25 protein-coding genes are annotated in these 23950 nt (G+C 60.3%); 10 read left to right on the top strand and 15 right to left on the bottom strand.

The features are described 5' to 3' along the window. Positions 1-7 precede the first annotated feature (7 nt). The gene (locus tag AB4N85_RS13300; RefSeq protein ID WP_016770837.1) at positions 8-325 is read left to right on the top strand and encodes a hypothetical protein; all 318 of its coding nucleotides are present in this window, start codon (positions 8-10) and stop codon (positions 323-325) included. A 70-nt stretch (positions 326-395) separates the two neighbouring features. Then, a complete protein-coding gene (locus AB4N85_RS13295; RefSeq protein WP_095182188.1) occupies positions 396-1286 on the top strand; it encodes a pseudouridine synthase in 891 nt (296 codons plus the stop codon). Positions 1287-1368: 82 nt separating this feature from the next. Here AB4N85_RS13295 and AB4N85_RS13290 read toward each other — a convergent pair whose 3' ends face one another. Continuing rightward, positions 1369-1590 (bottom strand): YgdI/YgdR family lipoprotein, encoded by a 222-nt coding sequence (locus tag AB4N85_RS13290; protein WP_016770600.1) that lies wholly within the window; start codon positions 1588-1590, stop codon positions 1369-1371. A gap of 78 nt (positions 1591-1668) precedes the next feature. Next, positions 1669-2271 (bottom strand): molybdenum cofactor guanylyltransferase MobA, encoded by a 603-nt coding sequence (mobA, locus tag AB4N85_RS13285; RefSeq protein WP_056788518.1) that lies wholly within the window; start codon positions 2269-2271, stop codon positions 1669-1671. Positions 2272-2352: 81 nt separating this feature from the next. Here mobA and moaB point away from each other — a divergent pair, with 81 nt between their 5' ends. Together moaB and AB4N85_RS13275 are read left to right on the top strand one after the other, a co-directional pair. Continuing rightward, complete coding sequence (moaB, locus tag AB4N85_RS13280) at positions 2353-2892, top strand: molybdenum cofactor biosynthesis protein B (RefSeq protein ID WP_016770598.1); 540 nt, start codon at positions 2353-2355, stop codon at positions 2890-2892. Further along, complete coding sequence (locus AB4N85_RS13275) at positions 2876-4102, top strand: molybdopterin molybdotransferase MoeA (RefSeq protein ID WP_252868032.1); 1227 nt, start codon at positions 2876-2878, stop codon at positions 4100-4102. Before moaB ends, AB4N85_RS13275 begins: the two co-directional genes overlap by 17 nt. 59 nt (positions 4103-4161) lie before the next feature. Here the strand turns inward: AB4N85_RS13275 and AB4N85_RS13270 are convergent, their stop codons facing one another. Beyond that, positions 4162-4470: a hypothetical protein gene (locus AB4N85_RS13270; RefSeq protein ID WP_172834003.1), complete on the bottom strand. Its 309-nt coding sequence runs from the start codon at positions 4468-4470 to the stop codon at positions 4162-4164. Positions 4471-4785: 315 nt separating this feature from the next. Between AB4N85_RS13270 and yegS the strand changes: the two genes are divergently transcribed. After that, the gene (gene yegS / locus AB4N85_RS13265) at positions 4786-5703 is read left to right on the top strand and encodes a lipid kinase YegS (protein WP_217851645.1); all 918 of its coding nucleotides are present in this window, start codon (positions 4786-4788) and stop codon (positions 5701-5703) included. On the opposite strand, the gene AB4N85_RS13260 is transcribed toward yegS, so the two are convergent. The 3 genes from AB4N85_RS13260 to AB4N85_RS13250 all read right to left on the bottom strand — a co-directional run bounded on the left by AB4N85_RS13260 (position 5687) and on the right by AB4N85_RS13250 (position 8170). After that, the gene (locus AB4N85_RS13260; RefSeq protein WP_041478445.1) at positions 5687-6346 is read right to left on the bottom strand and encodes a response regulator; all 660 of its coding nucleotides are present in this window, start codon (positions 6344-6346) and stop codon (positions 5687-5689) included. The genes yegS and AB4N85_RS13260 overlap by 17 nt on opposite strands. After that, positions 6343-7236, bottom strand: a complete 894-nt coding sequence (locus AB4N85_RS13255) for a sensor histidine kinase (protein ID WP_252869562.1) — start codon at positions 7234-7236, stop codon at positions 6343-6345. Before AB4N85_RS13255 ends, AB4N85_RS13260 begins: the two co-directional genes overlap by 4 nt. Before the next feature lie 463 nt (positions 7237-7699). Further along, complete coding sequence (locus AB4N85_RS13250) at positions 7700-8170, bottom strand: hypothetical protein (RefSeq protein WP_095182263.1); 471 nt, start codon at positions 8168-8170, stop codon at positions 7700-7702. A gap of 454 nt (positions 8171-8624) precedes the next feature. Here AB4N85_RS13250 and AB4N85_RS13245 point away from each other — a divergent pair, with 454 nt between their 5' ends. Beyond that, entirely contained in the window at positions 8625-9560 is a 936-nt protein-coding gene (locus tag AB4N85_RS13245; protein WP_016770829.1) for a chemotaxis protein CheV, read from the top strand. 190 nt (positions 9561-9750) lie between these two features. Then, positions 9751-10557, top strand: a complete 807-nt coding sequence (locus AB4N85_RS13240) for an MOSC domain-containing protein (RefSeq protein WP_252868031.1) — start codon at positions 9751-9753, stop codon at positions 10555-10557. 71 nt (positions 10558-10628) lie between these two features. On the opposite strand, the gene ppnP is transcribed toward AB4N85_RS13240, so the two are convergent. From ppnP to AB4N85_RS13200, 8 genes are all read right to left on the bottom strand, one after another. Continuing rightward, positions 10629-10913 carry a pyrimidine/purine nucleoside phosphorylase gene (gene ppnP / locus AB4N85_RS13235; protein ID WP_024013687.1) on the bottom strand — a complete coding sequence of 95 codons (285 nt, stop codon included), beginning with the start codon at positions 10911-10913 and terminating at the stop codon, positions 10629-10631. Positions 10914-10984: 71 nt separating this feature from the next. Beyond that, the gene (locus AB4N85_RS13230) at positions 10985-11527 is read right to left on the bottom strand and encodes a 3'-5' exonuclease (RefSeq protein ID WP_236168512.1); all 543 of its coding nucleotides are present in this window, start codon (positions 11525-11527) and stop codon (positions 10985-10987) included. Positions 11528-11597: 70 nt separating this feature from the next. Then, the gene (locus AB4N85_RS13225) at positions 11598-13559 is read right to left on the bottom strand and encodes an acetyl/propionyl/methylcrotonyl-CoA carboxylase subunit alpha (RefSeq protein WP_236168513.1); all 1962 of its coding nucleotides are present in this window, start codon (positions 13557-13559) and stop codon (positions 11598-11600) included. Between the two features lie 292 nt (positions 13560-13851). Beyond that, positions 13852-14649 carry an enoyl-CoA hydratase/isomerase family protein gene (locus AB4N85_RS13220; protein WP_460068302.1) on the bottom strand — a complete coding sequence of 266 codons (798 nt, stop codon included), beginning with the start codon at positions 14647-14649 and terminating at the stop codon, positions 13852-13854. After that, positions 14646-15803, bottom strand: coding sequence for a citronellyl-CoA dehydrogenase (gene atuD / locus AB4N85_RS13215; RefSeq protein WP_056788533.1), 1158 nt, complete (start codon positions 15801-15803; stop codon positions 14646-14648). Before atuD ends, AB4N85_RS13220 begins: the two co-directional genes overlap by 4 nt. Positions 15804-15833: 30 nt before the next feature. Next, positions 15834-17450, bottom strand: coding sequence for a geranyl-CoA carboxylase subunit beta (gene atuC, locus AB4N85_RS13210; RefSeq protein WP_460068299.1), 1617 nt, complete (start codon positions 17448-17450; stop codon positions 15834-15836). Between the two features lie 3 nt (positions 17451-17453). Beyond that, the gene (locus AB4N85_RS13205; RefSeq protein WP_256809686.1) at positions 17454-18338 is read right to left on the bottom strand and encodes an SDR family oxidoreductase; all 885 of its coding nucleotides are present in this window, start codon (positions 18336-18338) and stop codon (positions 17454-17456) included. 12 nt (positions 18339-18350) lie between these two features. Beyond that, positions 18351-20135, bottom strand: coding sequence for an acyclic terpene utilization AtuA family protein (locus AB4N85_RS13200; RefSeq protein ID WP_460068297.1), 1785 nt, complete (start codon positions 20133-20135; stop codon positions 18351-18353). A 184-nt stretch (positions 20136-20319) separates the two neighbouring features. Between AB4N85_RS13200 and AB4N85_RS13195 the strand changes: the two genes are divergently transcribed. The 3 genes from AB4N85_RS13195 to AB4N85_RS13185 all read left to right on the top strand — a co-directional run bounded on the left by AB4N85_RS13195 (position 20320) and on the right by AB4N85_RS13185 (position 22933). Further along, positions 20320-20943, top strand: a complete 624-nt coding sequence (locus AB4N85_RS13195) for a TetR/AcrR family transcriptional regulator (protein ID WP_056788543.1) — start codon at positions 20320-20322, stop codon at positions 20941-20943. A gap of 93 nt (positions 20944-21036) precedes the next feature. Next, complete coding sequence (locus AB4N85_RS13190; protein WP_041478456.1) at positions 21037-21834, top strand: substrate-binding periplasmic protein; 798 nt, start codon at positions 21037-21039, stop codon at positions 21832-21834. Positions 21835-21919: 85 nt separating this feature from the next. Further along, positions 21920-22933 carry a GNAT family N-acetyltransferase gene (locus AB4N85_RS13185; protein WP_056788546.1) on the top strand — a complete coding sequence of 338 codons (1014 nt, stop codon included), beginning with the start codon at positions 21920-21922 and terminating at the stop codon, positions 22931-22933. A 136-nt stretch (positions 22934-23069) separates the two neighbouring features. Here AB4N85_RS13185 and AB4N85_RS13180 read toward each other — a convergent pair whose 3' ends face one another. Further along, positions 23070-23624 (bottom strand): RNA polymerase factor sigma-70, encoded by a 555-nt coding sequence (locus AB4N85_RS13180; protein ID WP_008088195.1) that lies wholly within the window; start codon positions 23622-23624, stop codon positions 23070-23072. Positions 23625-23950: the final 326 nt, after the last annotated feature.

Here is a 23950-nt window from a genome sequence, read left to right as displayed (position 1 = left end):
ATGAACCGTGGTCAATGTCGAACAGTTGAAGAGCAGCGTTAACCGGATGTCGGTCGACGTGGTGCGCGAGGCCGTCCTCGAATTGCGCCTGGACGGGCTGGTCACGGAAGGCAAGACGCCGTTCAACAAGCTGCATTTCAACACCTGCTTTGCCGAAATCGAAGCCCTGTTTCAACGCGCCGGGTATCACAAGCAACTGGATGTGGTCGGTTATCAGGGCCTGCTGTATGCCTTGTACGATCCGGGTCGCTGGGAGGCGGTCGATGTGTTGCGCTGGCTGAAGGAGTTCACCGAAGCGGCGGCCCTCAAGTCGATTCCGGCCTGATGAAACTGCGCTAGGTGGCTTTGCCTCACTGTTGGATAATGCCGGCCTGCATTGAGGATTTCTGTTTCGTATGACCAGCCCCGTATTTTCCGCTGCGCACAATCAGGCCAGCACCTTGTATTTGCCGCCCGGTCCCTGGCTGACGGTACTCGATTGCCTGTGCGAGCACTTCAGCGCTATCGGCCGCGAACAATGGCTTGACCGGATTGCTCGCGGGCGGGTGCTGGATGCGCAGGGCCAGCCGATTGCGCTGGACTTGCCGTACAAGGAAGGTTTGCGCATTCACTACTTTCGCGAAGTGCCGGACGAGAAGCCGATCCCGGTGCTCGAGTCGATTCTCTATGCCGATGAACACTTGGTGGCGGCCGACAAACCCCACTTTCTGCCAGTCACCCCGGCCGGAGAATATGTCGAACAAACCCTGCTGCGCCGGCTGATCCGTCGGCTGGACAATCCGCATCTGGTGCCGCTGCACCGCATCGACCGGCACACGGCAGGTCTGGTGATCTTCTCGGCCAACCCGCAAACCCGCTCGGCCTATCAGTCGTTGTTCCCGACGCGGCAGATCGACAAGCGCTATGAAGCGATCGCCCCGGCGTTGCCCGAGCTGAATTTCCCGTTGGTGCACAAGAGCCGGTTGGTCGATGGCGAGCCGTTCTTCCGCATGCAAGAAGGGCCTGGCGCCAGCAACACCGAAACGGCAGTGGAGGTGCGTGAGAAAAATGGTGATCTGTGGCGCTATGGCCTGTATCCCGTGACGGGCAAGAAGCATCAGTTGCGGGTGCACATGACGGCGCTGGGAGCGAGTATTTGCAACGACCCGTTTTATCCGACGGTGTTGAAAGATGTCGAGGACGACTACGCCAACCCGTTGAAGCTGCTTGCGCAAGGCCTGCGCTTCATTGACCCGGTGACCGGGGAATTGCGGGAGTTCGAGAGTCGAATCACCTTGCAGTGGTAATGCTGAAACTGCTTTCCGAGCGCCCATGAAAAAGCCCGCATGACAATGCGGGCTTTTCTGTATCCGGTAACGACGCGGAGCCTTACAGCTCTTTAACGGTACGAACCTGATCCTTGTTGATGCGGGTCTCTTTGCCGTCCAGCTGCTGGAACTCGTAGAAGCCCGAATCATCATCGTATTTCGGGGTGTCGACGGCCTGGATTTCGCGACCGTCATTCAAGGTGATCACTGTCGGCGAGGAGCAACCGGCGAGGGTTGCCAGGCCCAGTGCGAGCATGAAAGTGGCGAGGGTCCGTTGAGTCATGAGTGTGTCTCCGAATGGGAAATCTTCTGGTTACTGAGCTTGAGACGTAAACAAGGCGTGAGAGTTCCTTGGATAGTGTCAGTCTGACACAGTGTTGTGCAGATGTAACAATTCGGGGGTGTTGAGGTTGGCCAGTCGCGGGTCGTTGTCAGGGCATTGCAATGCGACGGCGCCGAGACTGCGCATCACCCTGCCCGGGCTGCGCTCGCCTGCATTCCAGGCTGCTTCGAACGCTGGCAACAGCGCCACCGGAATCACGCACAACAGCGGTTCCCAGTGCTCGCCGTGGCGCAGCATTAAAGGTTTTTCACGTTGCAGATCGGCAGTGGTCAGCATGGCTTCCAGCAACGCCGTGTCGATTCGCGGCACATCGCATGGCAACACCAGCAAATGCGCATGGCGCGCCGCTTTCAGTCCAGCACGAATACCGGCCAGCGGCCCGGGGAAATCGCCTTCATCATCCATTACCAACTGATCGGCAAACCCGGCATAACGCTCGCGATTGCGGTTGCACGAGATGATCAGATCGTCGGTCAGCGGCCGTACCTTGCGCTGGAGATGCGCGATCAACGGCTCGCCCAGCCACTCGATGAGGCCCTTGTCCTGACCGCCCATGCGTTGACCGCGTCCACCGGCCAGAAGCAGGACGGAGCAGGGTGGCAACGGCTTGTTCGAGGGCATGACGACTCTCCAGAGGGGCGGCGGAAAAATGAGCCGCTGTGATATAACACCGGGCTGTTTCCCCTACAACTGGAAGAGCCTATGAAAGCCAAGGCTGATGTACCTTTCGTGCCGCTCAATATTGCGGTGCTGACTGTCAGCGACACCCGAACCCTGGAAACCGATACCTCCGGCCAGGTCTTCGTCGATCGCTTGATCGCGGCCGGTCACGCGCTGGCCGAGCGTGTTTTGCTTAAAGATGATCTCTACAAAATTCGCGCGCAAGTCGCCAATTGGATTGCCGACGATGTGGTCCAGGTTGTGCTGATCACCGGCGGCACTGGCTTTACCGGGCGTGACAGCACACCGGAAGCGGTGGCATGCCTGCTCGACAAACAGGTCGACGGATTCGGCGAACTGTTCCGCCAGATCTCCGTGGCCGATATCGGCACTTCGACCGTGCAGTCCCGGGCCTTGGCTGGTCTGGCCAACGGCACGCTGGTGTGCTGCCTGCCGGGTTCGACCAATGCAGTGCGCACCGGCTGGGACGGCATTCTCGCTGAGCAACTGGACGCCCGTCATCGTCCGTGCAACTTTGTCACCCACCTGAAGCAGGCGGCGCCGTGTGAATCCCGTGGGTAAGCCGGGCAAGACCGGCAGTCTGCTGCCTGTCGAAACGGCGCTCGAGCGTTTGCTGGCCATGGCCGATGCGTCGCGCATTGTCGAGCGCGAATACTTGCCGCTGTCTCAAGTCGAAGGGCGGGTGCTGGCTGAAGATCTGATCTCGACGCTGGATCTGCCGCCGTGGCCGAACAGCGCCATGGACGGCTACGCCTTGAACCTGGCTGATTGGCAGGGCGAGCCGCTGCCGGTCAGTCAAAAGGTGTTTGCCGGGCAATCTCCGCAGTCGTTGGAACCAGGTACCTGCGCACGCATCTTTACCGGGGCGCCGTTACCGGCGGGCGCTGACTGTGTCGAGATGCAGGAAAACGCCGAAGTTCAGGCCGACGGCCGAGTGCGCTTTCTTGAGCCTTTGAAGGCCGGGCAGAACATTCGTCCGCAGGGCCAGGAAACCACGGTCGGTGAATTGGTGCTGCAAGCTGGCACCCGGCTCGGACCGATTGAGCAGGGCCTGGCTGCTTCGCTTGGCTGTGCCGGGGTTAACGTCGTGCGCAAGCCGCGGGTGGCGGTTCTGTCCACTGGGGACGAACTGGTTGAACCCGGTCAGGCATTGGGGCCGGGCCAGATCTACAACAGCAATCGCGTACTTCTGTGCAGCTGGCTGCAGCGTCTGGGCTGCGAAGTCATCGATGGCGGAATTCTTCCGGACGATCTACCCGCGACGCGGGCGCGGCTGGGCGAGCTGCAAAATGTCGATCTGATTCTGTCTACTGGCGGTGTCTCGGTCGGTGAAGCGGATTTTCTCGGCATTGCCTTGCGAGAGGAAGGCGAACTGGCCTTGTGGAAGCTGGCCATCAAGCCTGGAAAACCGTTGACGTTCGGTCATTTCCGCAACGTGCCGGTGATTGGCCTGCCCGGCAATCCCGCCTCTACGCTGGTGACGTTCGCCTTGCTGACGCGGCCTTATCTGTTGCGACGCCTGGGTGTGCAAGATGTCGAGCCGCTCAAGTTTGCAGTGCCAGCAGGCTTTGTCTGGCCGGTGGCCGGCAACCGTCGTGAATATCTGCGCGGGCGCTTGGAGCAGGGGCGGGCGATCCTTTACCGCAACCAGAGTTCGGGTGTGCTGCGTAGCGCGGCGTGGGCCGACGGATTGGTGGAAGTCCGAGAAGGCCGCACGCTGAGCGAGGGTGATGCAGTGAGCTTCATTCCCCTCAGTGACCTTCTGGGGTAGAGCATCTCGCCCATGCACGCGTCGGCTGATACGCACGGCGCGTGCAACGAATGATTCGGTCAGTTGCTGATCAATGTCACCAACTGGTCGAATCGGCTGTTGGCCACCCAGCCCAGCAGTCCGAGGATGACAGCGGTGGCACCCGCCGAATACGCCAGGCGGTGTTTGATCGTCCGGACATCATTGAGCACTTCGTCCATATCGCGGCGCATGTATTTGAAGTGAGTCTCCAGCTCGCTGACTCGGGGTTCCATATCAAACTCTCCAGGGGTCTTGGCGCTGTTACAGAAGTCTGGTTTCTTGCTGGCACGACTTTCGGCGAGAGCGGCGACCGGGCTCACCGGTGCCTTGGTTTCATGGTTGTGCATGGAAGTTCTCGCCGATCGTATCAACTGCACGCTTGCTGGTTTTGCCATTGCTCGATTCATGGAAATAAATCGGGGGGTATCCGTTCATTACCGGCACATCCTTGTGTTATTGGGTTGAAGGTTGATGCTGCTGGCACACGGTGACCCAATGGTCGGACGGGGTCAATTAAGCCGATTCCTCTTGTTTCGTAAGAAAAAATACCGCTGTGTAGGACGCCAGCAGTTGGACGAAGAATTAATTGCCAGCTCGGTGGCTTTTTTAAGGCGCACAGTGGTCAAGATGTTTCAATCGATTTCAATTCTTGGAGTGACGTTATGAGTGAACGCCGGGCACTGCTGATCTTGCATGGCAAACAGGCACTCAACGAGGATGTCCGCGCTGCCGTCGAAGCCAAGCGTGAGCAAGGCTGGGAGCTGGCTGTGCGAGTGACCTGGGAGGCCGGCGACGCCCAGCGTCTGGTCGAGGAAGCGTTGGCGGCCGGCTACAGCAAAATCATCGCCGGTGGCGGTGATGGCACGTTGCGCGATATTGCTGAGGCGCTGGCTCAGCATCCGCAAAAAGCCAGTCTTGTGTTGCTGCCGCTGGGAACCGCCAACGATTTCTCCCGCGCCGCCGGTATTTCCCTGGAGCCTGCCGAAGCCCTTGAGCTACTGGATGTTCAGCCCTCGGATATCGATCTGGGCGAAGTGGGCGGGCAGATTTTCCTGAACATGGCGACCGGCGGATTCGGCAGCCAGGTGACCGCCAATACTTCGGAAGATCTGAAGAAGGTCTTGGGCGGCGCCGCGTATCTGTTTACCGGCCTGACCCGGTTCAGCGAACTGCATGCCGCTTACGGCGAGTTGCAAGGCCCGGATTTCCATTGGCAGGGTGAGCTGCTGGCGCTGGGCATCGGTAACGGGCGGCAGGCGGGTGGCGGCCATGTGCTGTGCCCCGAGGCACAGGTCGATGATGGTTTGCTGGACATCAGTATCCTGCCGGCACCGCAAGAACTGGTCGGCACGCTGAAGAATCTGCTGAGCGAGGGCTTCGGCCTCGACAACATGTTCGTGCGGGCGCGATTGCCGTGGGTCGAGATCAAGGTCGCCGAAGGGCTGAGCATCAATCTCGACGGCGAGCCGCTGGAAGGCGACAGTCTGCGTTTTGTTGCGAAACCCGCAGCGTTGCAGGTGCACTTGCCGAAAGACTCGCCGTTATTGGGCCAACAACCGTCAATCAGTCATCAAGGCTGATGATCTGCTCGCGCACGGCGAACAGCACCAGGCCCGCCACGTCATAGATCTGCAGGCGCTTCATGATCTGTGCGCGGTGGGTTTCCACGGTCTTGACGCTCAAGCCCAGGCCGTTGGCGATTTCCCGGGTCGATTTGCCGCGCACGATCAGGCGAAGGATTTCCAGCTGGCGCGCGGTCAGATTGTGCGAATCGGCGATGTCCGGCTGGCTTTTCTGGTTGCGGGTCAGTGCCTGATTGATCACGGTGTGAGCGATGGCCGGGCTGAGATAGCGTTCGTTGTTGCGCAGGGCTTCCAGCGCGTGCTCGAGCTCGGTGGCCGTGGTGTCCTTGAGCAGGTAGCCATGGGCACCGGACTCCAGCGCTTGCATGATCAGCGCCGGATCGGTGTGCATCGACAGAATCAGCACTTTGCTCTGCGGCCGAACGCGCTTGAGGCGTTGCAGCGCTTCCAGGCCACCGGTTTCCCTCATCGAGATGTCCAGCAATACGATGTCGGGGCTCAGTTGCTCGACCATTTCGAGCAATTGCGAACCATCACTGGCTTCGCCGATTACCGCGTAACCGGGAATATCCAGAACCAGAGCACGCACGCCGGCTCTGATCAGCGAGTGGTCATCCACCAGAAGTAAGTTACAAGTCAACGCATAACCTTATTCGTACTGGCCCGTTCGAGCGCTCGCGGCGCCCACGGGAAAAGTGCTTCGATTCGAGTGCCTTTGCCCGGCTCGCTGCTAACGCTCAATGTGCCCCCCAACTGTTCGATGCGCTCGGCCATTCCGGCCATGCCGCGTTGACCTTCTCTGGCCGGGTCGGCCGCCGGGGCAAAACCCAGGCCGTCATCACTGATCAACAGCGTCAGACCTTGCGGCAATCGCTGTACCCGAATCAACAGGTTTTTTGCCTGTGCGTGGCGCAGGATGTTGGTCACCGCTTCCTGGGCGATGCGAAACGCGGCGACGGCCATTTCCTCGGGGATGCCGTTGAGCCGTTGCTGGCAATCGAGACTCCAGTTGACCGGTGTGTTGGCCAGCGTCTTGAGCAAGTGCGCACGCAGGCTCGCTTCAAGGCCCAGACTGGTCAATTGACGTGGATTGAGAATCGCCGAGACGTCACGCACCTTGGTAAGGGTTTCATCCAGTGTGTCGCAGAGCACCTTGCATTGTTCCTGCAGATCCTCCGGCAGGCGGCGTTTGAGCCAGTCACTTTGCAGCTTGGCGGCAGTGAGCAACTGGCCGATATCGTCGTGCAATTCCCGGCTGAGGCGATGGCGCTCGTTTTCCTGAACTTGCAACAGTCGATCAGCCAGCTCTTGTGGTTGAAACTTGATCGATTTGCGCGACAAGCGATATTGCACCCAGACGCACGCGGTGGCGGCGATGTCGAGCGCCAGCAATCCCAAAGGAAGGCGTGCGGAAACAACATACGCCAGCAGACTGCCCAAGGTCGCCAGAACACACAGAACAAGTGTGAAGCGCCGGGCGTTTTCCCGAGAAGGTGGCCATGTAATGAGTGACTTGAGACTGGCGTACATAACGGATGGAGCCAATGGATGTTCGCTGCGGGCAGACCGACCGGTGACTGGCGGATCTCTGTGTGGAAATACTGTCATTTATGTTATTGATTCATACCGCATTCATTAAGCGATCATTGACCGGCAATAACATCGAAAAGGTAACACTGAAGTCAGTATGCCATTAACCGGCAGGCAACTAACCGGCGGCATAATACCACTTAACATACCGTTGGTCGCGGTTGCTATATATGTCTATTCAGTCAGGAAATATCGGATCGTGGACGCAAGTTCCATATTGGAAAAAGCTGGAGTTGTTGTATTTGGGCCACTTCGATTTGCCTGGAAGTGTCGCTCGGTGGGCACAGGGAAAACCCTGATGGCGGCACCTGAAAATTAACCGTTGGTCGGGCTGATTATTTGCCCCGGATTGTCGCTTTCAGGCACGAAGTATTCATTTACGACAATATCGCGACTTACTGACTCAAGCCTGGCGCGCGGTAAAGGATGAAGAGAGCAAACGTTTGCTCACCCTCTTGGGCTCGAACGAGGTTTGGCCCATTTGTGCCGCGAAGGCCTCGAGCAGATCAGTCTGTTCGCTTTTATCCAGGGTCAGTTGCCCGGTCTTGGGATCGACCAGCTCAAGCTGCCACGCCATCAAGGTCAGGCAGTCGCGTAACGCATCGAGGGCCTGCTCGTGCAGATCGACGTGGTCCTGCTGCAAATTGAGCAGGCTGTAGATGTGCAGGGAAAACTCGGAGATCGCTTCCAGCGCCAGTGCTTCGGCCCGGCCGGCCAGCTTCAGCAGAGTGCCGAGCATGCAGTCGATGGCATCCTTGTCATTGCTGATCAGTTGCAGATGGCTCAGGCATTCTTCGGACTTGGCGAGAAGCGTTTCAGCCTCGACCAGAAATTCGGGGAAGCGTTGCGCCCAGTCTTTACGGTCGATTGGCATGTTCATCTCCACCACGTCGTGTTGGTTGACGGATGGCCGTGTGTGGCGACGATCGTGAATCGTCGGCAGATCGCGCCCGGCGGTGCAGGTGCACGGACCGAGGGGTTCCAGAGGGTGGGTTGCCACTGAATTGCGATCGCACACAATAGCCTGACTCCGTTCATGCAATGAGAATGGCGTCACAGTAATGGCTATTGGAAATGGCGAATATCAGGTTGGGCCTGATTGATCCTAGGGGAATCCCTTAGGCGCGGGAACCTAACGTGCAAACCGAGGTCGCGCCGCAATGAATCTAGCAGATGAAATCACGAATGCCAGTAAAGCATGATGTCAGTGTGACATCAATGGCCGTTTGTGGCATTTTTAGCGACGTGCTTTACAGCAATCAAGATTAGCTGAATGCAGCCGATAAACCCCCATAGTGAATTCATCAGAACAAGCCCAGGAGTCATTGATGGCCGGCATTCTCGACACGGTAGACCAACGCACGCAACTGGTGGGTGAGAATCGCCTGGAAATCCTCATGTTTCGCCTGGCCGGACGCCAGCTGTTCGCGATCAACGTGTTCAAGGTTCAGGAAGTTTTGCAACTGCCCAAGCTGACCCTGATGCCGCAGCGTCATCCCTTCGTCTGCGGCGTGGTCAATCTGCGTGGGCAGACATTGCCGGTGATCGACCTGTCCCAGGCAATCGGTATGCGCCCACTGGTGCCGGGCCCGAACAGCACGATCATCGTCACCGAATACAACCGTTCGGTGCAGGCCTTCCTCGTCGGCGGTGTCGACCGCATCGTCAACATGAACTGGGAAGCCATTCTGCCGCCGCCGACCAGTGCCGGCCGCCAGCATTATCTGACCGCGATCAGCAAGGTCGACGATCAACTGGTGGAGATCATCGACGTCGAGAAAGTCCTCGCTGAAATCGTCCCGTACAACGCCAAGGTCTCGCGCGAGAAACTCGACGATCCGGTACTCGAGCGCGCCCGTGGCCGCGAAGTCTTGCTGGTGGACGATTCCAACGTAGCGCTTTCGCAATTGCGCGATACCCTCGGCCAGCTCGGGGTGAAAATGCACATTGCCAGCGACGGTCTGAAAGCCTTGAACATGCTCAAGGCCTGGGCCGATACCGGCGTGCATATGACCGATAAACTGCTGATGATCTTCACCGATGCGGAAATGCCGGAAATGGACGGCTATCGCCTGACCACGGAGATCCGCAACGACCCTCGCCTGCGTGGCCTGTACGTCGTGCTGCACACCTCGCTGTCCGGCAGTTTCAACGACTCGATGGTGAAGAAGGTCGGTTGCGACAACTTCCTTTCCAAATTCCAGCCGGACAAATTGGTTGATGTGGTGCGCCAGCGTCTGATGCTCGACGCCGTGCCGGCCTGAAACACGCACATCTTGCTTCCTGTGGGAGCGAGCCTGCTCGCGAAAGCGCAGGGTCGGACACATTGATGGTGAATGTGCCGGCCTCTTCGCGAGCAGGCTCGCTCCCACAGAAGTGTATTTACATTAATGACGGCTTTGATTCGGTATTGAAGCTCGTATAGGGTGGCGTTTTTCCATCAGGAAGCTGGCCATGCTGCGTCTGAGCGCGCTTTATCGTTACCCGTTGAAATCCGGCAAGGGCGAAATCCTGCAAAGCATCGAGCTGGACAAGCTCGGGCTGGTGGGCGACCGACGCTGGATGCTGGTGGACGAGGCCAGCGGGCGCTTTCTGACCCAGCGTGCCGAAGCGAAGATGAGTCAGTTGTCGGCGTTATGGAATGCCGGCGGCGGTTTGACCCTCAGCGCTCCCGAGCAGGGATCTATCGAAGTCGCGCTGCCCACTGCCGACGCCGAGCTGCGCGGTGTGACGATCTGGCGTGACACCCTGCGTGTGCCGGACGCCGGTGATCAAGCCGCGCGGTTTGTCAGCGACTTCCTCGGCAAGCCGACACGTCTGGTGCAGATGCCGCTCGAGCGGGCACGCACCACGCAGTCGGGGTTCGGCAAGGATGACGATCAAGTGGCGTTCGCCGACGGTTATCCATTGCTGCTGATCGGCGAAGCCTCGCGGCTGGCCCTCTCGGAAACGGTAGGGCGAGAGCTGGAGATGCTGCGCTTCCGTCCGAATCTGGTGATCGAAGGCAGCGCGGCTTACGCCGAGGACCAATGGAAACGCATTCGCATCGGCGATATCGAATTCCGCGTGGTCAAGCCATGTGCGCGTTGCATCATGACCACTGTTGACCCGCAAACCGGTGAGCGCAGCGCCGATCGCGAGCCGTTCGCGACGTTACAGAAACATCGCTCAACCGCCGATGGCGCGATGTTCGGACAGAATCTGGTCAACGACGGCAAAGGCCGCCTGGAAGTCGGCATGCCGGTGGAAATCCTCGAATAGGTTGTCGCTGAAACGAAAAATGCCCGGTCTTTTGGACGCGGGCATTTTTTTGCGCTGTGAAACCGTCGGGATCAGCCGCGGTATTCGCACAGGTAAGCGGTATCCACTTCGACTTTCAGCTGAAACTTGCTGTTGGCCGGGACGTTGAACTGGCTGCCGGCGGCGAAGGTTTCCCAGTCGCTGCTGTCTGGCAGTTTTACGCTCAGCGCGCCGGAAACCACATGCATGATCTCGCGCTGGCTGGTGCCGAATTCGTATTCGCCCGGGGCCATGACGCCAATGGTCGCCGGACCTTCAGCGGTGCCAAAGGCGATCGACTTGACGGTGCCGTCGAAGTACTCGTTGACTTTAAACATGGGCGGATTCCTCGAAAAGGGCTTAAAAGGGGGCGGCCAGTATGCACAAGGCTTTTCGCGCCGTCACGCGTCTAGAGCGGCAGAACCAGCGGCAATAACCGTGCGGTATTGCGGGCATCTTCCAGCGCGCGATGTTGTTGGCCGTTGAACTGCATGCCCGCTAGCTGCAACGCGGCGTTGAGCCCCAGCGGTCGTTCCAGGCGCCGGGCCTTGGCGAAGCGCTGTTTGAGGTTCATGTGCGGGACTTTGCTCAGACCGCTGTCGATGTTCAGGCGCTGCCACTCCTGCAGCAACTGCTGGCGATCGTAACCGCCCCAGCTGGCCCAGCCTTCAAGGCGAGCCTGATGCTGTGCCAGCCAACGCTCAAAGGCCGGCCAGACTTCGCTCAGCGGTTGCGCCGAATCGATGTTGGCCTGAGTGATGTGCGTCAGCTCCCGACAGAATGGCGTCAGCAATGGACGGCGGGTCGGTTTGACGAAGCGCTGGAAGTGATCCTGTTCGCGCCCGGCGCGGTCGACCAGGGTCGCACCGATCTCGATTATTTCCATCTCCGTGACCGGCCAGCCACCCTCGTCTGTGGTGGCTTCCAGATCTATGACCAGCCAATGGGGCATCGCAGGGTTCCTGATTTCCGCGTTCTGATTTATCAGAGCGTAGTCAAACCCCGCGCTTGTGCCCGGGCGACTACTCGACCTGCAACAGAACCTGACGATTTTTTACCTGATCGCCGACCTTCACTTGCACCCGTTTGAGCACGCCATCGATGCCGGCCTTCAACGGATGCTCCATTTTCATAGCCTCCAGCACCACCAGCAATTGACCTTTGCTGACGGTACTGCCTTCGCAGACCAGCACGTCGACAATGGCACCGTCCATCGGTGCTTTGAGGGTGCCGGAAGCGACGCTGGTCTGACTGTCGATCGGCGCATGAGTTCGATCCTCCAGGCGCAGGCTGCCTGGATGGGTGAACAGCCACAGGTGCCCATCGTGCAGACGGTAGGCATGACGCTGGCGCAGGCCGTCGATTTCCATGGTTACCGATTGCGCGGTGTGCTTGATGATTTTCAACTCTAGCGTGCGTTCGCCCAGCTGCACGACACATTCGCCGGATTTGCGCGCCAGCACCGACAGCGTCCAGTCCTGCTCGTCACTGCCGAGTCGATAGTGCAACGGCACGCTCGCGTTGTTGCGCCAGCCGTTCAGCGGGGCGCGATGGGGCAGGGCGCTGGCCTGATAGAACAACACCACGGCAATCGCCAGTTGCTCCGTCGTCGGCACATAAGTGTTGAGGCTGGCATGGCTGGAAAAATGGTGCTGGATGAAGGCGGTGCTGAAATCGCCGCTGATGAACTGCGGATGTTGCAACAGGCCCTCGAGCAAACGTTGATTGCTTTGCACACCGAGCAGCACGGTGTCCTGCACCGCACGCAACAGCTTGCGCCGCGCCTCTTCGCGGGTGGCGCCGTGGGCGATCAGTTTGCCCAGCATCGGATCGTAGAACGGGCTCACCGACTGACCTTCAAGCAGACCATGATCGATCCGTGCACCGTGGCCCGACGCCGGTTGCCATGCGGCAATTCGGCCGGTTTGCGGGAGAAAATCCGCAGCGGGATCTTCAGCGAAGAGGCGCACTTCCATGGCGTGACCGTCGAGGCGGATCTGTGCCTGCGTCAGCGGTAGCGGCTGGCCCTCGGCAACCAGCAACTGCCACGCGACCAGATCCAGCCCGGTGATCAATTCCGTCACCGGATGCTCGACCTGCAGACGGGTGTTCATCTCCAGAAAGTAGAACTGGCCGCGCGCGTCGAGCAGGAACTCCACGGTGCCAGCGCCGACGTAATCCACCGCGCGCCCGGCCTTGAGTGCTGCTTCGCCCATGGCCTGGCGCAGCTCGGCGGTCATCACCGGGCACGGCGCTTCTTCGATGACTTTCTGATGGCGGCGCTGGATCGAGCAATCGCGTTCGCCGAGATAGACCAGATGGCCGTGCTGGTCGCCGAACAATTGCACTTCGACGTGGCGCGGTTCGATCAATGCCTGTTCGAGAATCAACTCGTCGCTGCCGAAACCGTTCATTGCTTCGGACCGCGCGGTGCGCAGTTGCGCCGGCAGTTCGCTGGCCTCGTGCACCAGGCGCATGCCGCGTCCGCCGCCGCCGGCGCTGGCCTTGATCATCAGCGGATAACCGATGCGCTCGGCTTCGGCCAGCAGCGTCGCGTCGTCCTGCGCTGCGCCTTGATAGCCGGCAATGCACGGCACGCCGGCGTCGAGCATGGCGATTTTCGACAGGCGTTTGCTGCCCATCAGTTCGATCGCTTCGACGCTGGGGCCGATGAAAATCAGCCCGGCTTCGGCGCAGGCGCGGGCGAAATCGGCGTTTTCCGAGAGAAAACCGTAGCCCGGGTGAATCGCATCGGCACCGCTGCGTCGGGCGGCGTCGATGATCGCCGCAATGTTGAGGTAGGACTGCTGCACCGGCGCCGGGCCGATATGTACGGCTTGGTCGGCCATTTGCACGTGTAGCGCATCGGCGTCGGCGTCGCTGAACACGGCGACGGTGCGATAGCCCAGCGCCTGGGCCGTGCGCTGGATGCGGCAGGCGATTTCACCGCGGTTGGCGATCAGGATTTTGTGGAGGGTAGGCATGGTGGGGTTCCTGAAATGATAGCGGTGAATGGGATGGCCTCTTCGCGAGCAGGCTCGCTCCCACATTTGGAACGCATTTCAACCGCGAATTCGGGCGCTCCTGAGTTTTGGGCGGCGAAGGTGCGGGCCTCTTCGCGAGCAGGCTCGCTCCCACATTTGGAGCGCATTTCAACTGCGAACTCGGGGGCTCCTGAGTTTTGGGCGGCGAAGGTGCGGGCCTCTTCGCGAGCAGGCTCGCTCCCACATTTGGAATGCATTTCGACCTGTGGGAGCGAGCCTGCTCGCGAAGCTTTTAGCTGACCCACCGAGGGTTACGTTTCTGCATAAATGCCATGGTCCCCTCGATTCCCTCGTCTCCAGTCACCGCCGCGCTGAACCACTGCGCCGCCTCATCGAGCAATGCGCTCGACGGCTGTCCGGCACTCGCCAGCAACAATTTTTTCGTCATCGCATTCGCTTCCGGTGCGCAGCGCAGCACCTGTTGCAACACCTCATCCAGTCGCTCGGCCAACGCTTGCGCATCCTGTTCAACGAAATGCACCAGCCCCAAACGATGCGCCTCGTGGCCATCGAAACGCGCTGCGGTCAGGGCCAGTCGGCGGGTTTCGGTCAGACCGATCCGTTGCACTACAAACGGTGCGATTTGCGCCGGGATCAGGCCAAGGCTGGTTTCCGGCAAACCGAACTGCGCCTTGTGATCACTAATCGCAACATCGCTGACGCAAGCCAGGCCGAAGCCGCCGCCGAGCACGGCGCCTTGCAGCACGGTGATCAGCACCTGCGGCGTGTGCTGGGCTTCCTCCAGTAACGCACCGAACGCCCGGTTCAACTCGCGGTAAGCGTCTGCGCCCTGCGACCGTGCGCTGGCCATGTCCTTGATGTCGCCGCCGGCACAAAAATGCCCGCCGGCACCGCTGAGCACCAAGGCCCGCACTGTGCGGTCATCGTGCACCGCCGCCAGCACCGCGCGCAGTTCGGCGACCATTTGCAGGCTCATCGCGTTGCGGCTGTCCGGGCGGTTGAGGGTGATGTGCAGCACGCCACCATGCAGCTCCAGCAACAGCGCCTGGCAATCGGGCAGGTTGCTCATTTCTTTTTCCCCGGCAGGATGCCCATCAGTTTGCAGATGATCCCCAGCATGATTTCGTCGGCGCCGCCGCCAATCGAGACCAGGCGCACATCGCGATAGGCGCGGGCCACCGGGTTGTCCCACATGAAGCCCATGCCGCCCCAATATTGCAGGCAGCTGTCGCTGACTTCACGGCCGAGGCGTCCGGCCTTGAGCTTGGCCATCGATGCCAGGCGCGTGACGTCCTGGCCTTTGATGTATTGCTCGGTGGCCTGATAGACCAGGGCGCGCAGGCATTCGATTTCGGTCTGCAATTCGGCGAGGCGGAAGTGGATCACCTGGTTATCGATCAGCGCGTTGCCGAAGGTCTTGCGCTCCTTGCAGTACTCGATGGTGCTGTCGATGCAATATTCCAGGCCCTTGATCATGTTCGCCGCGCCGAACAGACGTTCTTCCTGGAACTGCAGCATCTGCATCATGAACCCCGCGCCTTCATGGCCGATGCGGTTGCGCTGGGGCACGCGCACGTTGTCGAAGAACACCTGCGCGGTTTCCGAGCTGCGCATGCCGAGCTTGTCCAGGTGCGAACTGAGGCTGATTCCCGGGGTGTTCATCGGCACCATGATCAGCGACTTGTTGATGTGCGGCTTGTCGTCCGAGGTGTTGGCCAGCAGGCAGATGAAATCGGCGCTCGGCGAGTTGGTGATCCACATCTTGCTGCCGTTGATCACGTAGTCATCGCCGTCCTTGCGTGCCGTGGTTTTCAGCCCGGCGACATCGGAGCCGGCGCCGACTTCGGAAACGCCGATGCAACCGACCTGTTCGCCAGTGATGGCCGGACGCAAAAATTCTTCGCGCAGTTCATCGGAGCCGAAGCGCGCCAGCGCCGGGGTGCACATGTCGGTCTGCACGCCGATCGACATCGGAATCCCGCCGCAATGAATGGTGCCGAACTCTTCGGCGGCGACGATCGAATAGCTGTAATCGAGGCCCATGCCGCCGAATTTTTCCGGCTTGGAAATGCCCAGCAGGCCCAGCTCACCGGCCTTGCGGAAGATTTCGTGAATGGGAAAGCGCCCGGCCTTTTCCCATTCTTCGACGTGCGGGTTGATCTCGTGCGTGACGAACTGGCGGACGGTGCGGCGCAGGGCTTCGTGTTCCGGGGTGAAGATCATTGTTGTTGTTCTCCGTAGGATCCGTGGCGGTCAGAAGCGGCTGACGCCGAAGCTGTTGGGTTGCAGCGTACGCCTGTCGGCTTCGTGGCAAATATCCAGCAAGTAGCCAAGCAGGGTGCGGGTGTCGCGCGGGTCGATCAGGCCGTCGTCCCACAGGTTGGCGCTGCCGTACAGTGCGGTGGACTGGCTGTCGAGTTTCTGCGCTGTCATCTGTTCGAGCATGTCGAGCATTTTCGGATCGGGCTCGATGCCGTCCTTGAGCTGTTTGGCCTCAGTGACGATGCGCAGAACCTTGCCGGCCTGAGCGCCGCCCATCACCGCTGTGCGGCTGTTGGGCCAGGCGAAAATGAAACGCGGATCGAGCCCGCGTCCGCACATGGCGTAGTTGCCGGCGCCGTAGGAACCGCCGACGACAATGGTCAGTTTAGGCACCCGTGCGTTGGCCACCGCCTGGATCAGTTTCGAGCCGTGTTTGATCACCCCTTGCTGTTCCGATTCGGTGCCGACCATGAACCCCGTGGTGTTGTGGAAAAACAGCAGCGGCGTCTGGCTCTGGTCGCACAACTGGATGAACTGCGCCGCCTTGCTCGCACCTTGCGGGGTGATCGGGCCGTTGTTGCCAATGAAGCCGCAGGCGCGGCCCTGGATTCTCAGTTGGCCGCAAATGGTTTGCTGGTCGAACTCGCCTTTGAACTCGAGAAAGTCCGACTCATCGGCAATCCGCGCGATGATTTCGCGCACGTCGTAGGGCTTTTTTGCATCGTCGGGGATCAGCCCGAGCAGTTCGTCGATAGGGTAGAGCGGTTCTTTGAATTGCGGCTGCGGCAGCCACGGCAACTGCTCGTTCCATGGCAGCATGCGCATGATGTCGCGGACCTGGCGTATGCCGTCAGCGTCGTTTTCGGCGAGATATTCGGCAGTGCCGGCGACCTGCGCGTGCATTTCGGCGCCACCGAGTTCTTCATCGCTGGCCACTTCGCCGGTCGCCGCTTTGAGCAATGGCGGGCCGGCGAGGAACAGCTTGGCCTTGCCGCGCACCACCACCACGTAGTCCGACAATCCCGGTTGATAGGCGCCGCCCGCCGTGGCCGAGCCGTGTACCACGGTGATCTGCGGCAAACCCATTGCTGACATGCGCGCCTGATTGGCGAAACTGCGCGCGCCTTCGACAAAGATCTCTGCCGCGTAGTTGAGATTGGCGCCGCCGCTTTCGGCGAGGGTGATCATCGGCAGTTTGTTTTCCCGAGCGATCTGTTGCAGGCGCAGGGATTTTTTCAGGCCGCTCGGCGAGATCGTGCCACCCTTGATCGCGCTGTTGTTGGCGACCACCATCGCGCGGATGCCGCAGACATAACCGATGCCGGCAATCAGCCCGCCACCGGCCGAACTGCCGTCCTTGTCGTCATGCAACTTGTAGCCGGCGAGGCTGGCCAGTTCGAGGAACGGCGCGCCGGGGTCGAGCAAAAGGTTCAAGCGCTCGCGGGGCAACAGTTGCCCGCGTTTGCTGAATTTTTCTTTGGCTTCGGCGGCCTTGTTCAGCAGGTTCTGTTCGAGCTGCTGCACCTGCTCGATGGCGGCGAGCATGGCCGCGCGGTTGCGCGCGAACGCTTCGCTGTGCGGATCGAGTTGCGACTGAATCTGCGCCATGGCTTATTCCTTGTCCTTGAGCACGTCGGGACGCAACACTTCTGGTAAAAACGCGCGGTGGAAGCCATTGAATGATTCGCTGTGGCTGGCCTTGTGCAGCGGCCAGGCGCGACTGCCGAGGCTGGCGGCGCCGTCGATTTTCACTGTGGTGCCGCTGATGAATGCCGCCGCCGGGCTGAGCAGAAACACGATCGCCGCACTGACTTCCGATTCGGTGCCGATACGCTTGAGCGGCACATGCTCGCGCAGGGTCGGAATCACCGCTTTGAATGCGCCTTCGTAAGTGTCCATGCCGCTGGACGCAATCCAGCCCGGCGCCACCGCGTTGACCCGGACCCCGGCGTAACCCCACTCGAACGCGGCGGTCTTGGTGAAATTGTCCATGCCCGAACGCGCTGCCCCCGAGTGGCCCATGCCGGGCATGCCGCCCCACATGTCAGCGAGCATGTTGACGATGCTGCCGCCATGTTTGCTCATCGACTGGTTGAACACTTCGCGGGCCATCAGAAAGCCGCCGACCAGATTGGTCCGCAGCACGGTTTCAAAGCCCTTCTGATTGATTGAGGCCAAGGGCGACGGGTATTGGCCGCCGGCGTTGTTGACCAGGCCGTGGATCGGCCCGTGTTCGGCGATCAGCTCTTTGACCAGTTGCTTGACCGCTTCTTCATCGCGGATATCGCAGGCCTTCCAGTGCGCGCGGCCGCCGTCCTCGGCGATTTCGGCGGCGACTTTTTCGAGCTTTTCCGGCTTGCGCCCGACCAGCAGCACATTGGCGCCGAGGGCCGCCAGTTCATGGGCGGTGCAGCGACCGATGCCGCTGCCGCCACCGGTGACAATCAGGTTCTGGCCGCTGAACAGATCGGCGCGGAAAATCGACGCGTAAGCCATGCACACCATCCTCTAGTCGAGCTGTTCGGCGACGCTCTGCGGCACCGGGATCTGGATTTCCAATAGTTGCTGGGCGAAGGCTTTGCCTTGCGGGTCGATGCGCAGACTGGCGACACCGCCACCGCCGAGGGCGTTTTCCAAAAGAAAGTTGAGGCTGTGGGTGCCGGGCAGATACCAGCGTTCGACACGCCCGAGAAGCGGATCGAGGACGTGCCGCATCCAGTCGACCACCACCGAGGTGGTCAGCGCTTCGGCGATCCACGGCAGGTAATCGGGATGGCGCGGCATCACGCCGATATTGCTGTGGTTGCCCTTGTCGCCGGAGCGCGCCACCGCCAGTTTCACCAACGGCGCACTGGCATCGGCGCGGCCCAGGGGTTTCGGTGGTTGCTGGGCGAGCGGCAAATCTGCACTGTCCAGAGCCACCGGGTCGGGCAGGGCGCACGGATGACGTTCGCCTGCGATGTCGACTTGCAGGGTGCAGGCGCTTTTATCGATGAGGAAAGAGAACAGACGGATGAGGGGGTATACGGTCGGACGACCGCCCACGATGCCGGTCAAGCCCGGCGCCATGCCGGTCGCGGCCTGGGCGATCTCTCTGGAAAACAGTACCAGTGCGCGTTTGTCGGGATGGCGCACGGCGATTTTGATCACCACTTCACGGCTGTCGCGGCGCTGGCCGTGGGGGCCGTAGGTGGCTTCGCTGCCGAGCAGTTCGACATGGGTTTCGCTGTACGGCGCCCAGCCGCGCAGGCTGAACATCTCGGCGGTCTTGTCGATGATTGCCTGACTGACCCGCCGCGCCTTGTCCACTGCGTCGATGCCGGCCATCAGGCAACTGGCGGTGCAGCGAAAACCGTCCGGGTACGTGGCGCTGACCTTGTATTTGTCGGTAGGCGGCAGGCCTTTGGCACCGTGCACGTGCACGACGTTTTTGCCTTGTTGCTGGAGTTTGACCTGGCTGAAATCGCAGATCACGTCGGGTAATAGATAGGCCTGCGGATCGCCGATTTCGTAGAGCATCTGCTCGCCGACCGTCAATGGTGTGACCAGTCCGCCGGAGCCTTCGGGTTTGCTGACGAGGAACTGGCCACCGGCGCTGACCTCGACGATCGGAAAACCGATGTGCTCGTAATCCGGCACCTCGCGCCAGTCGGTGAAATTACCGCCGGTGCACTGCGCGCCGCATTCGATGATGTGCCCGGCCAGTGCGGCCTGGGCGAGTTTGTCGTAGTCATGCCACGACCAGCCGAATTCGTGAACCAACGCCGCACTGACCACGGCGCTGTCGACCACCCGGCCGGTGATGACAATGTCGGCACCCAGGCGCAAAGCTTCGACAATTCCCGGCGCGCCGAGGTAGGCGTTGGTCGACACGCACATACGCGGCAATGGGGCGCCGCTGAACATTTCGCGGATGTCGGCGGGGCTTTTGAGCTGTCCTTGCAGGTCATCGCCGAGCAACACGGCAATCTTCAGCTGGACCCCAGCCTGGTCGCAGGCCGCTTGCAGGGCCGCCGCGCAAGCCTGCGGATTGACCCCGCCGGCATTGCTGATCACGCGGATTTTCTGTTCGGCCAGTTGCGTCAGCAGCGGCGCCAGCACTTCAACGAAGTCACCCGCGAACCCGGCCTGTGGGTCTTTAAGACGCGCACCAGCCATGAGCGACATGGTGATCTCGGCCAGATAATCGAACACCAGATAATCCAGGTTTCCGCTGGAGACAAGCTGGGCGGCAGCGGTGGAGGTGTCGCCCCAAAAAGCACTGGCGCAGCCGATTCGCACGGTGGTTGGCATTTTTATCTCCGACTCAGGGACCTGCGACAGAAGTGTCTGGAGGCTACCAAGCAAGCGCTTGGTTTGTAAACAGGCGAAACATTCTTCTGCCCAAGCGCTTGCTTGGTGCCCGCGCGCGGCTTAAATTGCGCGCAACCCTGCGGTTACAGGGGGCAACACACTGATCGACTGTAGGAGAGAACGGGTGGACGAGCAAAAAGCCCTGCGGGTCATGCGCGAACTGGTCGACCAAGGCCAGTTGACCGACCCGGACAGCGCCCGTGGCAAATTGCTGCAAGTGGCGGCTCACCTGTTTCGCAACAAAGGCTATGAGCGCACCACAGTGCGTGATCTGGCCAGTGCTGTGGGCATTCAGTCGGGCAGTATTTTTCATCACTTCAAAAGCAAGGATGAAATACTCCGCGCGGTGATGGAGGAAACCATCCGCTACAACACCGCGTTGATGCGCGCAGCCTTGGCCGAGGCGAGCAATGTGCGCGAAAGGGTGCTGGCACTGATTCGTTGCGAGTTGCAGTCGATCATGGGCGGCAGTGGCGAGGCGATGGCCGTGCTGGTGTACGAATGGCGCTCATTGTCCGAGGACGGCCAGGCTAAAGTCCTCGCTTTGCGTGATGTTTATGAAGACATCTGGCTGCAGGTTCTGGGCGAGGCCAAGGACGCCGGCTTTATTCGCGGCGACGTTTTTATTACCCGACGTTTCCTTACCGGCGCACTGTCCTGGACCACCACCTGGTTCCGTGCCGGCGGCAGTTTGAGCCTCGATCAACTCGCCGATGAAGCGTTGATTCTGGTCCTCGAAGCGCGTTGAACGGTTGTCGGACCGGCCGGGAAACTGGCTAAGTCGGCGAAACCGCCTAGCTTGAATGCATTGATCGCTATTTTTTTCGGGGAGTGGGGTGTTTTGAAGTCTTCGCCAATTCGGACAGCCGCCGGGCTGCTGCTCGCTGCGCTGGCTGCGTTATGGGTATTGCCCGCTCAGTCAGCGCAATTGGTCCGGGTCGGCGCCGCGCATTTCCCGCCTTATACGATTCGCCCGGAAAACGGCGCCGACACCGGCCTGTTGCCGCAATTGGTCGAGGCGCTGAACCGCTCGCAGAGCGATTATCAATTTGTCCTGGTGCCGACGTCGATCCCGCGCCGCTTCGGTGATTTCAAGCAAGGCCGCATCGATATGGCGATCTTCGAGAACCCCGAGTGGGGCTGGAAGGACATTCCCCACGACGACGTCGACATGGGCCTGGAAGACGCCGAGATTTTTGTCGCGCAACGCGAAGACGGCCGCCAGCAAAACTACTTCTCGAGCCTGTCGGGCAAACGTCTGGCGCTGTTCAGCGGTTATCACTACGAATTCGCCGACTTCAACGCCGACCCGAAATATCTCGCGAAAAACTACAACGCGACGCTGACCTATTCCCACGACAGCAACCTGCTGATGGTCCTGCGCGGGCGCGCCGACATTGCCCTGGTCACCCGTTCCTATCTGTTCGATTACCTGCTGCGCAACGAGAAGGTCCGCGATGAGCTGTTGGCGTCGCAGCGTACCGATCAGATCTATCACCATTACGCGATTCTGCGGCCAAGCGCTCCTATCACCGGCGAAGCCTTCGGCAACCTGTTGCAGCGTTTGCGCGACAACGGCGAATTGCTGAGGATTTTCGAGCCCTACAGGATTGCCGTGATGCCGGCGCCTCATCACTGAAGCGCTAATTGCCTCTCGCGCTTAAATTTCCCCTCCCGGCTCACGTCACTTCGTTGAACTGTCGACGATTACGTGAGCCCGACCCATGTCCAATCTGAATGACCTCACTGCCCTGGCATTGCCCTCGGGCAGTCGATTGATCGCTGATGCTACCGAGAGCCGGCTGAGCCTGTGCCTGGACGGGCAACCGCTGATTCGGCTGCGCCTGGACCGCGAGGCCAATGGCCCGATCCAGCTTGATGAGCGTTTTGCCCTGCCGCCCGGCCAAGCCTTGTGGGCGGCCTGTTATTGGCTGTTCGCCCGTGATCCGGCATGTCAGCAATTGACCTGGCAACTCGATCAGCCACCAACCGAAGCCTTGCGCAGTGGTTTGCTGATCAACACCGAAGTCGCCGGCGAATATCGCTGCGAGCGCACGCTGTTCTGGCAATTGCCGCAGCCGTGGCTGGGCACTTCACTGACCGGCAGCTATCCGCAGCAAATGGTCATCAGCCACGGCAGGCGCCATCCGCTGCGACCGGTGAAACCGCGCGGTGAAGTCTACCGGCGTTTCGATGCGCGGCTCGGCGCATGGATTTCCTTGCGAACGCTGGAAATCGAAGAAGATCTGTCGCGCTTCAATCGCTGGCAGAACAGCCCGCGCGTGGCGAGTTTCTGGCAGGAGGAGGGCAGCCTTGAGCAGCATCGCGAATACCTCGGCAAGCTCGAGGCCGATCCGCATACGCTGACGCTGATTGGTTGTTTCGATGACCAGCCTTTCGCTTACTTCGAAGCCTACTGGGCCAAGGAAGATCGCATCGCGCCGTTCTACGATGCCGGCGATTACGACCGTGGCATTCACATGCTGGTCGGCGAGGAAAGTCATCGCGGCCCGCATAAAGTGGCGAGCTGGTTATCGGCGCTGGTGCATTACCTGTTTCTCGATGATCCACGGACCCAGCGCGTGGTCGCCGAGCCGCGTGCCGACAACGCGAAGATGATCGGACATATGCACAACCAATGTTTTCACTGCGAGAAGGAATTCGATTTTCCGCACAAGCGCGCGGCGCTGATGATTCTGGGGCGGGAGCGGTTTTTTGATCGGTGCCGGTTGGCCTGATGTGTTCGGCCTCGGAATTTCGTTGGGTCTGAGGCCGCTTTCGCGAGCAGGCTCGCTCCCACACTGGGTTTGTGTCGTTGATCAAACCCTGTGGGAGCGAGCCTGCTCGCGAATGGCTTGACGCAGAATCCGGATCCTAACGACGACCCGCAATCACCGCATCCCGCCGACTGCCCGAGACCTTGCGGCAGTGCACCAAAGCATCACGAATCATGAAGTTGACCAGGGTGGGCGATACGCCCAGTTCCTTGGCGATGTCTTTCTGCGGCACGCCGTGCAGACGGTACATCTCGAAGGCATAGCGGGTGCGGCTGGGCAGCTCGGTCAGCGCATCGGCGATGTGTTCCAGAGTCGAGAAGTTGATGTGCGAAGTTTCCGGCGAAGCGCCCTGAATCACCACGTTCAAGCCTTCCTCTTCCGGGCCTGAGTATTTCTGTTCGAGCGCCTGCTTGCGGTAGTGATCGATGGCGAGGTTGCGCACGATCTGGAACAGGTAGCTCAGCTGAGCCTTGATCGACGACGTGATCGGCGGCGCCGATTGCAGTCGGAAAAACGCATCCTGAACCACGTCTTCGGCACGAGACCTGCAACCGGTAATGCGGGCTGCAATCTTGACCAGAATCAGTCGATTGTCGACGAATGCCTGAAGTAGCGGTGAATCGCACCTGCTTGTGGATACTTGTTCCGTCATGGAAATCACCTTGCTGCCAATAGGTTAGTGGGAGGGCCTCGGGGGACGGCGCCGTCCTACACATCGAGCGACAAATTATGTTGAATGATAATGATTGTCAAATGAGAAAGAGAAGTAGTGCTGTAAGTCGATGTGTTTTGCCAACTGCGACACGCCGCCGCACCCTGGCCCCGCTGGACGTCGTGCCTGCCGACTAATTATTTCCCCACTCCATCCGTTCTCATTGGTGAATGGCCCGGGTGCAGATCCCCGGCCTCAGCGCATTCCGATGCCTTGCGCGGTCGGCACAGACCGCGCCCCGCACGCCTCTCGACAGGTGTGACGCA

Source organism: Pseudomonas sp. H1_G08 (genome assembly GCF_054681355.1).
The sequence above is the reverse complement of the archived record's forward strand: the minus strand, read 5'-3'. Positions and strand labels throughout refer to the sequence as shown.

What these genes read in the sequence shown, in the direction of transcription:
- AB4N85_RS13295 (WP_095182188.1), top strand. Translation starts at nt 396, where the DNA reads ATGACCAGCCCCGTATTTTCCGCTGCGCACAATCAGGCCAGCACCTTG.
- AB4N85_RS13290 (WP_016770600.1), bottom strand. Translation starts at nt 1,590, where the DNA reads ATGACTCAACGGACCCTCGCCACTTTCATGCTCGCACTGGGCCTGGCA.
- mobA (WP_056788518.1), bottom strand. Translation starts at nt 2,271, where the DNA reads ATGCCCTCGAACAAGCCGTTGCCACCCTGCTCCGTCCTGCTTCTGGCC.
- moaB (WP_016770598.1), top strand. Translation starts at nt 2,353, where the DNA reads ATGAAAGCCAAGGCTGATGTACCTTTCGTGCCGCTCAATATTGCGGTG.
- AB4N85_RS13270 (WP_172834003.1), bottom strand. Translation starts at nt 4,470, where the DNA reads ATGCACAACCATGAAACCAAGGCACCGGTGAGCCCGGTCGCCGCTCTC.
- yegS (WP_217851645.1), top strand. Translation starts at nt 4,786, where the DNA reads ATGAGTGAACGCCGGGCACTGCTGATCTTGCATGGCAAACAGGCACTC.
- AB4N85_RS13255 (WP_252869562.1), bottom strand. Translation starts at nt 7,236, where the DNA reads ATGTACGCCAGTCTCAAGTCACTCATTACATGGCCACCTTCTCGGGAA.
- AB4N85_RS13250 (WP_095182263.1), bottom strand. Translation starts at nt 8,170, where the DNA reads ATGCCAATCGACCGTAAAGACTGGGCGCAACGCTTCCCCGAATTTCTG.
- AB4N85_RS13245 (WP_016770829.1), top strand. Translation starts at nt 8,625, where the DNA reads ATGGCCGGCATTCTCGACACGGTAGACCAACGCACGCAACTGGTGGGT.
- AB4N85_RS13240 (WP_252868031.1), top strand. Translation starts at nt 9,751, where the DNA reads ATGCTGCGTCTGAGCGCGCTTTATCGTTACCCGTTGAAATCCGGCAAG.
- ppnP (WP_024013687.1), bottom strand. Translation starts at nt 10,913, where the DNA reads ATGTTTAAAGTCAACGAGTACTTCGACGGCACCGTCAAGTCGATCGCC.
- AB4N85_RS13230 (WP_236168512.1), bottom strand. Translation starts at nt 11,527, where the DNA reads ATGCCCCATTGGCTGGTCATAGATCTGGAAGCCACCACAGACGAGGGT.
- AB4N85_RS13225 (WP_236168513.1), bottom strand. Translation starts at nt 13,559, where the DNA reads ATGCCTACCCTCCACAAAATCCTGATCGCCAACCGCGGTGAAATCGCC.
- AB4N85_RS13220 (WP_460068302.1), bottom strand. Translation starts at nt 14,649, where the DNA reads ATGAGCAACCTGCCCGATTGCCAGGCGCTGTTGCTGGAGCTGCATGGT.
- atuD (WP_056788533.1), bottom strand. Translation starts at nt 15,803, where the DNA reads ATGATCTTCACCCCGGAACACGAAGCCCTGCGCCGCACCGTCCGCCAG.
- atuC (WP_460068299.1), bottom strand. Translation starts at nt 17,450, where the DNA reads ATGGCGCAGATTCAGTCGCAACTCGATCCGCACAGCGAAGCGTTCGCG.
- AB4N85_RS13205 (WP_256809686.1), bottom strand. Translation starts at nt 18,338, where the DNA reads ATGGCTTACGCGTCGATTTTCCGCGCCGATCTGTTCAGCGGCCAGAAC.
- AB4N85_RS13200 (WP_460068297.1), bottom strand. Translation starts at nt 20,135, where the DNA reads ATGCCAACCACCGTGCGAATCGGCTGCGCCAGTGCTTTTTGGGGCGAC.
- AB4N85_RS13185 (WP_056788546.1), top strand. Translation starts at nt 21,920, where the DNA reads ATGTCCAATCTGAATGACCTCACTGCCCTGGCATTGCCCTCGGGCAGT.
- AB4N85_RS13180 (WP_008088195.1), bottom strand. Translation starts at nt 23,624, where the DNA reads ATGACGGAACAAGTATCCACAAGCAGGTGCGATTCACCGCTACTTCAG.